Origin of the sequence: Pseudoalteromonas sp. SR43-7, from assembly GCF_014163785.1 — a bacterium.
In the GTDB taxonomy this organism is placed as follows: Bacteria; Pseudomonadota; Gammaproteobacteria; order Enterobacterales; family Alteromonadaceae; genus Pseudoalteromonas; species Pseudoalteromonas distincta.
In genome coordinates this window covers 91024-103363 of sequence record NZ_JACJDY010000002.1, presented here as the reverse complement: position 1 = coordinate 103363, position 12340 = coordinate 91024, and the positions used below count along the sequence as shown (strand labels likewise).

The 12340-nt window shown below is 38.6% G+C and carries 12 protein-coding genes; 6 read left to right on the top strand and 6 right to left on the bottom strand.

Annotated features, from left to right (window positions below):
* The first annotated feature begins 144 nt into the window (after positions 1-144).
* The 4 genes from H5087_RS01810 (at position 145) to H5087_RS01795 (ending at position 2829) form a co-directional block, all read left to right on the top strand.
* Positions 145-471, top strand: a complete 327-nt coding sequence (locus H5087_RS01810; protein ID WP_002957925.1) for a hypothetical protein — start codon at positions 145-147, stop codon at positions 469-471.
* Between the two features lie 79 nt (positions 472-550).
* Complete coding sequence (locus H5087_RS01805) at positions 551-1060, top strand: copper chaperone PCu(A)C (protein ID WP_404936091.1); 510 nt, start codon at positions 551-553, stop codon at positions 1058-1060.
* 8 nt (positions 1061-1068) lie between these two features.
* Positions 1069-2055, top strand: coding sequence for a DUF2333 family protein (locus tag H5087_RS01800; protein WP_024603343.1), 987 nt, complete (start codon positions 1069-1071; stop codon positions 2053-2055).
* 3 nt (positions 2056-2058) lie between these two features.
* Complete coding sequence (locus tag H5087_RS01795; RefSeq protein WP_182670951.1) at positions 2059-2829, top strand: TIGR04219 family outer membrane beta-barrel protein; 771 nt, start codon at positions 2059-2061, stop codon at positions 2827-2829.
* Positions 2830-2862: 33 nt separating this feature from the next.
* Here the strand turns inward: H5087_RS01795 and H5087_RS01790 are convergent, their stop codons facing one another.
* Together H5087_RS01790 and H5087_RS01785 are read right to left on the bottom strand one after the other, a co-directional pair.
* Positions 2863-3750: a TIGR03899 family protein gene (locus H5087_RS01790; protein ID WP_182670950.1), complete on the bottom strand. Its 888-nt coding sequence runs from the start codon at positions 3748-3750 to the stop codon at positions 2863-2865.
* Positions 3719-4300 carry an SRPBCC family protein gene (locus H5087_RS01785; protein ID WP_182670949.1) on the bottom strand — a complete coding sequence of 194 codons (582 nt, stop codon included), beginning with the start codon at positions 4298-4300 and terminating at the stop codon, positions 3719-3721. Before H5087_RS01785 ends, H5087_RS01790 begins: the two co-directional genes overlap by 32 nt.
* A gap of 111 nt (positions 4301-4411) precedes the next feature.
* Between H5087_RS01785 and H5087_RS01780 the strand changes: the two genes are divergently transcribed.
* On the top strand, positions 4412-6601 hold the full coding sequence (locus H5087_RS01780) for an EAL domain-containing protein (protein WP_182670948.1): 2190 nt from the start codon (positions 4412-4414) through the stop codon (positions 6599-6601).
* A gap of 131 nt (positions 6602-6732) precedes the next feature.
* Entirely contained in the window at positions 6733-8910 is a 2178-nt protein-coding gene (locus tag H5087_RS01775; protein WP_149602129.1) for a YgiQ family radical SAM protein, read from the top strand.
* Positions 8911-9070: 160 nt separating this feature from the next.
* Here H5087_RS01775 and H5087_RS01770 read toward each other — a convergent pair whose 3' ends face one another.
* The 4 genes from H5087_RS01770 to rapZ form a co-directional block, all read right to left on the bottom strand.
* Positions 9071-9478 (bottom strand): protein disulfide oxidoreductase, encoded by a 408-nt coding sequence (locus H5087_RS01770; protein ID WP_259397720.1) that lies wholly within the window; start codon positions 9476-9478, stop codon positions 9071-9073.
* A gap of 202 nt (positions 9479-9680) precedes the next feature.
* Entirely contained in the window at positions 9681-11039 is a 1359-nt protein-coding gene (gene mgtE / locus H5087_RS01765; protein WP_002957935.1) for a magnesium transporter, read from the bottom strand.
* Between the two features lie 131 nt (positions 11040-11170).
* The gene (locus H5087_RS01760) at positions 11171-11443 is read right to left on the bottom strand and encodes an HPr family phosphocarrier protein (RefSeq protein WP_002957937.1); all 273 of its coding nucleotides are present in this window, start codon (positions 11441-11443) and stop codon (positions 11171-11173) included.
* A gap of 42 nt (positions 11444-11485) precedes the next feature.
* On the bottom strand, positions 11486-12331 hold the full coding sequence (rapZ, locus tag H5087_RS01755) for an RNase adapter RapZ (protein WP_182670946.1): 846 nt from the start codon (positions 12329-12331) through the stop codon (positions 11486-11488).
* Positions 12332-12340: the final 9 nt, after the last annotated feature.

Here is a 12340-nt window from a genome sequence, read left to right as displayed (position 1 = left end):
TTTAACGAATTAAATCACCCTATAACGTTGTTATAAATTTTTATTTAGAACAACTAGGTATAAAAATTTTGCCTAGTTATAGCGCAATTTTCTTATCGTTAAATAGACCTTATATATAAGCCGGTTGGTATAAGGAGAATTACTATGAAAGCTTTGGCAGTATGTGTAATTATCTATTTATTACTGTTTACTGATTTAATAACGTTTGTGCAGATTGATTCTTGGCAGTTGCCGTTATGGATTGCTGATATTAGTTGGGCTGGGCTCGAGCTTGTAGGTGCTTTGGCCGCAATTATTGCTGTAGTTGCGGTAGTGGCTTTAATTACTATGGGATTAGTTGGTGCGGGTGTAGTGGCATTAGCAGGGACTGTTTTAGCGCTTTTATTCGGATCTATAATGATTGCATGGCCGTTACTATTTGTTGCAGTGTTGTGTTGGCTTGTTGCCGATAACAAAAAAGTAGCCTCTTAATCCTTAATTTGACTGACTATTATAGGTTAACTATGTTAAATTTAGCCTGTAATTTAAAGTTTTCATAAGGATAAGAATGATGACGAAACTATGTTTTTCGATGGCTTCTGCATTAATATTTAGTTTTTTTTCGTCATCGTTGGCGGCGCACTCAGGGCACGATCATGGTTCTGATGTGGCTGTGCTCGAAGTAACTAACGCGCAAGTTAGAGAGTTTTTACCTGGCAGTACTTCAACTGTAGGTTATTTAACCCTTATTAATCACAGTGGAGCCGCAGCAACTTTAACTAAGGCAACTATTGATGGCTTAGGGCGTGTTGAAATACACGAGCATTCACATGTAGACGGCATGATGAAAATGCAACAAGTTGAATCGGTTGAAATTAAGGCGCACGAAAGCGTCAGCTTTCAGCCTGGCGGTTATCATTTAATGGCATTTGAACCACAAGAGCCATTAAAAGTAGGACAAGAACGTAAACTCACACTATATTTTAGTGACGGTAATCGCTTATTTACTAATGCTCAAGTGGTGTCGCTTGAAGCGCAAGCTAAGCAGTCAAAACCATCTACTCAACACGTTCATCATTAGGAGTACACATGTCGCAACATAAAGGAAAAATAGCAGGAATAATTGTTTTACTGCTTATCATTTTTTACGCAATTGCTGTTTATTGGAGCACAGAACCTTCACGTTTTGACGTTGTCGCAAACGCGAAAGAGCAAGCGCAGCTTCGTAATGAAAAAATAGTAACGGGTTATGTAACTACTTCTACATTAATTACGGTAGCCAATACCTTACTAGATAAACCGGGTGGCTACTTATCAAATGATGTAATACCACCAAGTATTATTATGGATGATATGCCAGCGTGGGAATATGGCGCACTAGAAATGGTACGTGATTTATCGCTTTCTATGCGAAAAGATTTTAGCCGTTCTCAATCACAATCAACGGAACATGAAGCCCTTAAAAAGGCGCAGCCGCAGTTTAATATAAGCTCTGAGGCATGGGCCTGGCCAAGTGCCGAAGGTGAGTACCAAAAAGGTATTGACTACTTAATGGTATATCGTGGACAAATTGCTAACGAGCATGAGCGCGATAGCCAATTTTACGCACGAGCAGATAACTTACGTAGTTGGCTTAAAGAAGCTGAAAAACGTTTAGGTAGCTTAAGCCAACGTTTAAGTGCCAGTGTAGGCCAGGAAAAAGTGAACACCGATTTAGCGGGTAATTCATCTAATAAACAAGCAACTCTTGCGCCACTGCAGCAGCAAGTAAGAACACCATGGTTAGAAATCGACGATGTGTTTTACGAGTCGCGCGGTGCAACTTGGGCATTACTGCATTTTTTACAAGCGATAGAGTATGACTTTAATGACGTGCTTGAAAAGAAAAATGCACGTGTAAGCTTACAACAAATCATACGTGAACTTGAGGCCACTCAAGAAACAGTATGGAGCCCACTTATTTTAAACGGCAATGGTTTTGGCTATGTGGCAAACCATTCTTTAGTTATGGCAAATTATATTTCTAGAGCCAATGCGGCTTTAATCGAACTCAGCGAACTACTAGCTCAAGGATAAAAAATGAAAAAGTATTGTTTAGCAGCAGCCCTTTCAATGGCATGTTTAGCACCAGCAGCGCAAGCTGACACTCTACTAGGTTTATACGTAGGTGTTGATGGGTGGAAGTCAGATAACGATGGTCAATTTTCTTATAAAAATAATGCATCTCAAGATTTTAATTTTGAAGATGAGACTTTTGTAAGTTACTACGCGGCACTTGAGCACCCTGTACCATTAGTTCCAAATATTAAATTAAAGTATACCGAGCTTGAGTTAAATGGTTCTGCGCTACTTACAGATACATTTAGCTTTAATGGCTCTGATTATGTTGTAGGCTCTACGGTAAATACGATAAGTGATTTAACACACATCGATTACATTTTTTATTATGAGATTTTTGATAACGATTTAATCTCAATTGACTTAGGTTTAAATGCTAAGCAGTTTGATGGTGATATTATTGTAAATGGTACTACTCAAAATGGTGGTACTAACTTTACCGAAACAAAAGATTTCTCTGGTTTTGTTCCTCTTGCGTATGGCCGTGCTGAAGCAGGCTTACCTTTTACTGGCTTAAGTGTATTTTTTGAAGGTAGCTTTTTGGCTATTGACGATAGCAAAGTACAAGATTACCAAGTAGGCGTAGCGTGGGAACTTATTGATAACCTAGCAGTAGATGTTGCTGTTAAAGCAGGTTACCGCTCTATGATATTAGAACTTGATGATGTAGATGATATTACTACTGATATTGATGCATCTGGCCCATTTGCGGGTATTCAGGTTCACTTTTAATTAGTATTTTCTAATTAAACAAAGCGTGGCATATTATTTTATTGCGTGCCACGCTAAATCAAACTCTCCCTCCAGCGCATTATTAATTAACTGCTTATAAATTTTATTTACAGGAAAATTAATGAGTTTAGATAACTCATCACCTGTTTGCGTGAATTTATAATAGCTTAATACCAAGTCACTGCTTTTTGCTTTTAACGTTACTTTTTGCGATAAAAATGAAAGGGTAAGTTCTTGTCCCGCTTTAAGCACTGCAGATTCAATTTCTTTTCTATACAGTAAATTAAGATCCATAAGTGTTAAAATGTCAGGAAAACTAATACCTGTTTTTCCTAGATTTAGAGACACTTTATTGCCTTTTCGTAGCAAATCAAACAATGACGGTTTTTTGTAAAAGCCTAGTAGAATAAAGTGGCTGTCGTCTTTTTCGTTATAGCCTGAGAGCGACACACATTTTTGCAAAGAGTCAGCTTCTCGCTGTGTCATATGCTTTAACGTTTGCAAGCTTTTAATTGAAAACGTACCAGGGTTGAGTGTTTCTCCCGTTAAAATTTTCGCCCATAAAGTTTGCATTGACGCATTTGAAGTATCTTCGCACAGTGCGATAAAATGCTCTACCCAATCAACATCAGGTTGTTTACTACTTGCTACATCGGGGCAAAACCCCATAGCCATCGCCAAAATTGACTCTATATTTTGTTGTTGTTTTATTAGAAGTAAATCTTGGCGCTTTTGGGCACGAGCTAAAACAGAGTTTTCACTGTTAATATGATAAAGCGGCTTAACTTGGCCTTTAATATCATAACTTTGTTCAGAGGTAGGCAATATTCCGTTACTGCCAACTTTTGTTATAGGGTAACCAAGTAAGGATTCGATAATGTTAGCAAGGTTAATTCTCGCTTGTGCTGTCTTGACTGTCATGGCTGTGCATTGTCCTTTGTGAATGGCTAAGCTGAGCAACAGTTTTAAGGTTATTTAACCCCAATGAAACTGTATTACGGAGCACATATTCGCTCAAAATTGCAGTGTAACCAGATATTAAAGGAGCGGTTGTTTGTCCGTTAATCTTACATATTAAAGTGACGATACCGTTTTGCTCACTAAAATTAAAAGTTCCTCTAATAATATGCTCAGCATTTAAAAGTATATTAAAGCTGACCTTATTTTGACTCACCGAAGTTATGATCATTTCACCATACCCCCATTTTCCCTTCCAAGACTGATGAGCACCTAGGCCAGAGCTAGGTTCGCCCAAGGTAAAACGTATACTGGGGTCTACTTTTTCCCAAGGAGACCATTTTTGCCATTGATTAAAGTCAGTAATAAGCGGTTTTACTGCGTCAATGTTTGCATTAATTTCTATTGTTTTATTTACACTATAACTTTGAGGAAGTATCAGCCCTACCAGTACTAATACCAATAGCAATAACAGTACGCCTTTGATCAATATTTTTAATGGTTTAATAAGCACACCTTTTATTAGTTTTTTGAGTTGAAATACAACAACTTTTTATTAATCGACTATAGTATGAATTAGATTATAAACCAAAAATAATTTATAAATTGCTACCTAGGAGAGCGAATGTCGTCAGATCAAAACGATTTTTTATTTTTTGAACAAGACTATGAAGATGATGCAGTAATTGAGCCGACTAAGTTTTGGGATATTTTAATTGTTGATGACGAACCTGAGATCCACTCTGTAACAAAGTTAGCTTTGTCTGGGGTTGAGTTTTTGGGGGCAGGCTTGCGATTTCATGATGCCTATTCGGGAGCAGAAGCAATAGAGATTTTAGCTAAAAATAACAATATTTCAGTTATTTTTTTAGACGTTATTATGGAAACTGACGATGCTGGCTTGCAGGTTGTAAAAAGGGTGCGTGACGAATTAAATAATCAACATGTAAGAATTATTTTAAGAACAGGGCAAGCTGGTAATATACCAGAAGAAGAAGTAATACGTGAATACGATATAAATGATTATAAAACTAAAACAGAACTCACTCGCTCTAAATTAGTAACATCGCTCATAACCGCTATTCGCTCTTACGAGCAGGTATGCCAGCTTGAATATCAAAGTGATGCAATGAACACGATTGTTTCTGCATCAAAGTCTATTTTAGGGCTTACTGATATTAAGCAACTATGCAAAGAAATCATCAAGCACATGAGTATTATTTTAAAGTGTTCACCTCGAGGGCTTGTGTGCAGCAAATTAGACGGCGATGACTTTATTCAAGTATTAGGTGGTTGTGGGCATTACGAAAACTACTTTGGTGAAAAATTAATTAATGTTGATAGCAAAGTATTTAAACAAGTTGAGTCGTGTTTTGATTTATCAAAGCATCAACATACAGACTCAAGTGCAACATTTGTATTAAAAAGTAAGCATAGAAAAGCGGCTTTATATATAGAATGTGACCATGTTCCTTTGCAAGCACAATTGCAGTTTGCTGAAATCTTCTTAACAAATGTGAGTGTTGCCCTGGATAATATAAGGCTGTTTGTAAAGTTAAGAGATGCAGCTTATAAAGATGTGCTTACAGGTATTTCAAATCGTACAAATTTTATTGAACGGGTAGAGCGTTATCAAAAGCCGCACGTGAATGATTATGTATTTGTACTACTTGATATAGTTAATTTTGCAGATATTAATAATGGCTTAGGGCAAGAGGTCGGCAATAAAGTATTAATTGGCATTGTGCAAAGGTTAAAAGAAAACTACCCAACAGCTAAGTTACTATCTCGTATTGGTGCTGATGTTTTTGGTTTTATTATTCGCCGTGATGAACTCGACTTAAAAAAATTGAATGAGCAGTTAGGTGTTCCATTTTGCGCAGAAGAGCATACATTGCCTATCGATTTTAGATTGGGTTTATGCCAACAGCAAGACTTTCAAAGTAGCGGGATTGATACACTTAAAGTTGCTTATATTGCACTTAATCAAGCTAAAAAAACAAAACACAAAGAGGGAATTTATTACAGTGTAGACATGCAAGATAAAATGGCTTGGCGCATAGGAATTATTAGACAATTACGTCATGATTTTGCTCGAAACAAGTTAGAGGTATGGTATCAACCTCAACTTTCATTAGATGACTTGTCTTTAATTGGGTGTGAGGCATTACTTAGGTGGCCTACCGGTAATGGGTCGTATATATCGCCAGCGGTATTTGTTCCACTTGCAGAAGATGCGGGCTTGATTGTTGATATAGGGCAGTGGGTTTTAGAGCAAGCTTGCCAACAACAAAAGCGCCTAGAAAATATGGGCACCGAAATTTGTATTGCGGTTAATGTGTCTGTTCCGCAGTTTAAAGTAAAAGGTTATGCTCAAAACGTTAAAAATACATTATTAAAATATGGTGTTAAGCCAAAAAACATAGAGTTAGAAGTCACAGAAAGCGTAGTAATGGATGAACTCGAAACTGTTATTAATACACTTAGAGAGCTTCAAGAGTTAGGGATTGAGGTTGCTATTGATGACTTTGGGACTGGCTTTTCATCGCTTAGTTATATACAAAGTTTACCCTTGGATAGGTTGAAAATAGATCGTGCATTTATTAAGGATCTGCCAAATGATGACACTGGCGCTATTGCTGCCTTAGTTATTTCTCTTGGTGCTAAGTTGGGTTTAAAAACGATTGCTGAAGGCGTTGAAACACAAGAACAAGCTCAGTTCTTAAAAAACTTAGGCTGTGATGAGGTACAAGGTTTTATGTATGCTAAACCAATGCCTGAGCATGAATTGATAGAATTTATAAATAAACGCTAAAAAAGATTAACTTATTATTTAAGCTAATGAACGATTTAGAATTTAAAGCGCGATATGCTTTGACTACTTTGTATATATAAAGAATTTAGTAGGGTATAATTCGCGCCTTTTGTTATTCTACGGCCACAATTATGAGCACACTCAAAGCTAAGCGCGCCTTATTTTCATACCCGAAATACTGGGCTGAATGTTATGGCACCGCGCCATTTTTACCAACTACACGTGAAGAAATGGATGCACTTGGCTGGGATAGCTGCGACATAATAATAATTAGTGGCGATGCGTATGTTGACCATCCTAGTTTTGGTATGGCTGTAATTGGCCGTGTACTTGAAGCGCAAGGCTTTAGAGTGGGGATTATTGCCCAACCTGCATGGGACTCTAAAGATGCATTTATGGAGCTCGGCAGACCGAATTTATTTTTTGGTGTAACAGCCGGCAACATGGATTCGATGATCAACCGCTATACAGCGGAAAAACGCATGCGCCACGATGATGCTTACACGCCTAATAACGTTGGCGGTAAGCGCCCAGATCGCGCCGTGATGATTTACTCGCAAAAATGCCGTGAAGCATACAAAGGTATCCCAATTGTTATTGGCGGTATTGAAGCCAGCCTTCGCCGTATTGCTCATTACGACTATTGGCAGGAAAAAGTACGTCGTAGTATTTTGTTTGATGCAAAAGCCGATATTTTAATTTACGGTAACGCAGAGCGCCCGCTAGTTGAAGTTGCACACCGTATTGCGGCGGGTGAAACGATGGATACGATTCAGGATATTCGCGGCACGGCTGTTATTCGAAAAGAGCCTCTACCTGGTTGGCGTGGCAGTGATTCTACCGCTATTGATAAAATTGGTAAAATAGACCCTATTCCAAACCCATATGGCGCGGATGATGTTGGCTGTAGTAAATCTGAATTTAAACAAGCGGGTATTGATTTAAAAGCAGAAGCGGCAAAACCAATCATGGTTCAGCCTGCACGTCCTAAGCCGTGGGAAAAAACCTATGTTAAGTTACCTGCTTATGAGCAAGTAAGTGTTAACAAACCTTTATACGCCCATGCCTCGCGAATTTTACATCAAGAAACAAACCCTGGTTGTGCAAGAGCGCTTTACCAACGACATGGCGATCGCTCTATTTGGGTAAACCCGCCAGCATATCCATTAGAAACACATGAAATGGATGCTGTATTTGGTTTGCCGTATCAGCGTATTCCTCACCCAAGTTATGGTGATGCTAAAATACCTGCTTACGATATGATTAAAACGTCAGTTAATATTATGCGTGGCTGTTTTGGTGGCTGTTCGTTTTGCTCAATTACAGAGCATGAGGGGCGCATTATTCAAAGTCGTTCGCAAGAATCTATTATTGAAGAAATTGAACAAATTAGAGATAAAGTTCCCGGCTTTACTGGTGTTATTTCTGATTTAGGTGGCCCAACGGCGAATATGTATAAGCTGCGCTGTACTAGTAAAAAGGCCGAGAGTACCTGTAGACGCTTATCATGTGTGTATCCAGATATTTGTAAACACATGGATACAGATCATACGCCAACAATAGATTTGTATAAAAAAGCACGTGAAGTTAAGGGTATTAAAAAGGTATTGATTGCTTCAGGTGTACGTTACGATTTAGCTGTACGCGACCCGCGTTACGTTAAAGAATTAGTAACACACCATGTAGGCGGTTACTTAAAAATAGCGCCAGAGCATACAGAGGATGGTCCATTATCAAAAATGATGAAACCAGGTATGGGAGCGTACGATCAATTTAAAGAACTATTTGATAAGTACTCTAAAGAAGCTGGTAAAAAGCAGTATTTAATTCCTTACTTTATATCTGCTCACCCAGGTACAAAAGATGAAGACATGGTAAACATGGCTTTATGGCTTAAATCAAACGACTTTAAGCTTGATCAGGTACAAAATTTTTACCCATCACCTATGGCTAATGCGACGACTATTTACCATACAGAGATGAACTCTTTGCGTAATATAAAAAACAACTCAGAAGTTGTTCCTGTACCTAAAGGCGCACGCCAACGTAGATTACATAAAGCTATTTTACGCTACCACGATGCAGCTGGTTGGCCAATGATACGTGAAGCTCTACGTAAAATGGGTAAAGCTAATTTAATTGGTAAAGGGCCTAACTGTTTAGTGCCAGAAGAAGGGCGCGATGAAAAAGCAGGTAAAGGTGGTAAAAAAAGTGGGCGTCCGGCACTAACGCGACATACTGGTTTTAGCCAATTTAAAAAGGCAAACACTAAGCCAAAAGTAGGCGGTAATCGTCAAAGTACACGTTAGTAATTTTATTTGCTAATAGATAAGGCTAATTGCGGTACGCGCTTTTTCATACGTAAATTAAGTAAGCCTTGCTCTTTATTACCTATATTATTGTAGGTGATATAGGGTGAGGTTTTAGAGCCCCTCTCTTTAGATATCCTGTGCTAAGTTTAGCTTTTTTTTAAAGTATTGATGATAACCACAAACGCAATTTAAGTGACCATAACGGCTGAATGCCGGTGAGTCCTTGCGTCATTTTATTATCTTTTAAGATTATATAAGATGGCGTGACTTGTCCCTGCCAATTGGAAAATATCTCCCCGTGTTGATCGTTAACAGTACTGAAGCTGTAGCCTTGCTCATTTAAATAATCATGCAGCTCTTGATCAGAGCCTGATTTTATCGCGATGCTCACAACAGGGTATTTATTCTCGTTTGCGAGTTCGTTTATGGCAGGGGAGGTAATAGTACAAATAGGACACCAAGTTCCCCAAAAATACACAAGCGTGGGTTTATCTTGGCTCATTGCTGCTAAATCAATGTTTTGCCCTTTATAGTCGATTAATTGTAATTGAGGATTTGCTGGCATGACAGGTTGCCGCCACCAATTGACGGCGGTATAAATGACGAAAAATATAGAGCTATATACCAGTACACTTTTTAATATGGATACGCTTTTTTGTTTTAGCGTTTTTTTAGGTATGTCATTTTTATGTTTGGTATCCGTTGCCATAGCTACTGATTTACCCTAAGTATTTTTGTTGTAGTTTTTTACATTTAAAGCGTTTAATTTATATCAGCAACCATGTAGCAGTACCTAAAAAGGCGAATATACCAACAATATCAGTCACCGTGGTTAGCACCACACTCCCTGCAAGAGCAGGGTCTATATTCATTCTTTTAAGAATTATTGGAATACTTGCACCAGCAACACCTGCCACCACTAAGTTCATAAACATAGCGAAGGCGAGTACGCCACCAAGCATAAAGTCCCACTGCCATAGCGCAATAACACCCGCAATTAATAGTGACCACAAAATACCGTTTAGCGCGCCAATGGCTAGTTCTTTCATCATCAAGAAACGTTGGTTTGTTTGGTTTATATGACCTACAGCAATACCACGGATAACAAGTGTTAATGATTGGCTACCAGCAACACCACCCATAGAAGGGACAATACCGTTAAGCACAGCCAAAATAGGGAGCACATCTAAAGTGCCTTCAAAAAAGCTAGCTACAAAAGCAGCTGCAAGTGCGGTTAGTAAATTAACTCCTAGCCAAACTGAACGTTTTTTAGAGCTTTTTAGTACAGGCGCGAATGTATCCTCTTCATCATCAAGACCGGCTAGGCTTAATAAGCTATGCTCGGCATCTTCTCGGATTACATCAACGATGTCATCGATAGTAACACGACCGAGGAGTTGGTCGTTATCGTCCACCACAGGGGCCGATATCCAATTATGACGCTCAAATAATTGCGCTACTTCACTTTCATCCATTGAGATTGGGATAGACTCACAATCTTCATCCATTAAATCGCGGACAATTTTTTCTGGTGGATTAGTTAATAATGTACTTAGCGATAAAGCGCCTATAAAGCAGTTATGTTTATCAACAACATATAAATCATCTGTACCTTCTGGTAGCTCACCACGCAGTCTAATATAACGAAGTACAACATCGAGCGTCACATCAGGGCGAATGGTCACCGTATCGGTGTTCATTAGCGCACCAGCTGAACGCTCTTGATATGACAGTGCTTGCGTGGCACGTTCACGGTCTTGAATGTCCATCGCGCTAACAACGTCTTTATAGACGGTATCTGGCAGGCTACGTAATACTTCACCTAAGTCATCGTGGCCCATATCTTCAGTTGCGGCGGCAATGTGCTTAGGTTCCATTTGGGCAATAATACCTAAACGAACATCTTCAGATAACTCTTCAAGAACATCACCCTGCACATCAGGATCGACCAATTGCCAAAGCAGTCGGCGAATTTTATGCGGTGATGATTCTAATAATAATGCGGTATCACAAGGAGCCGTTTTTGCGAGCATGCGCCTAACTTGAACAAATTGACCACTATTGAGTGACTTCGTCACCTGTTTTAGTTGCTGTAGTGGGTAATCTTGTTCAAAAGCTTCAGGCATTGGCGTCCTTTATAAATTGTTATATTACTTTATGGGGGGAGGTGAGTTAACTGGCGTTACTAACCTATTTATTTTATATACCTGTTTTAATTGAAGCATTAGTAATGCGAATATTGTTTTTATAAAACAGGTTATTCTTGTTCATTAAAGCGTTGTGCTATTAATTCTCCAACAGCGTGTAAAGCTTGCTCAGAATCAGGGCCTTTACAAACAACTTTAACTTCTTTTCCTTGGCTACTTTCAAGTAACATTAGTGCAAGTACGCTATCGCCTGCTGCTTCTTTGTCATCTTGGAATAATGTGATTGTCGCATCAAATTGTACTGCTAATTGCGCAAGCACAGTAGCTGCTCTGGCGTGCAAGCCTAATTTGTTTTTTATTAAAAAGGTATCTTCACAATGCATAACTTACTCTACCTAAGCTGAACAGGTGATTATTCAGCTATATTATTTTTCTTGTTCGCGATGGCGAATTTTTACATTGGGATGTGTCATTGCAAAACTTTCACCGATAGTTTGCGCTAAATACACAGAACGATGTTGCCCGCCTGTACACCCAATAGCAATGGTTAAATAACTGCGGTTATTTCGTTCTAAATGCGGTAACCACGTTTGTACAAATGTTTGAATTTGCCATGTGAATTTTTGCACTATGCTGTGATTAGCTAAATAGTCTTTAACCGGTTGATCTAACCCATTTAAAGCCTTTAACTCTGGTTCCCAGTGTGGATTTGGTAAAAAGCGTGCATCAAATACGTAGTCTGCTTCTTTTGGTATACCGTGTTTATAACCAAATGATTCAAATGTGACAATCAGTTGCTTATCTTTTTTACCTAAAATCTTTTCACGAATAGATTCAGCGAGTTGATGAACACTTAAATCAGTCGTATCTATCATAAAGTCGGCGCGAGTGGTTAATACATCAAGTAATTCTTTTTCTTTTTTGATGGCTAAATCAAGCGGCAATGAGTCTATTGATAGTGGGTGTAATCTGCGTGTTTCAGAAAAGCGTTTGATCAATGTCTGATCGTCGCTATCTAAATAAAATAACGTAGGGTTTGCAAAGCCTGGTAAGTATTCAAGAATATCGTTAAATTCATCTTGTTCTTTAGGGATGTTGCGCACATCTATGCTAACAGCAATTTTATCGTAGCTATCAGACACACTGCGAACTAATGAAGGTAGTAGGTTTACTGGAATATTATCAACGCAATAATAACCTAAATCTTCTACAACGCGCAAAGCAACCGACTTTCCAGAACCAGAACGGCCGCTTATGATAATTAACTCCATTTAACACCC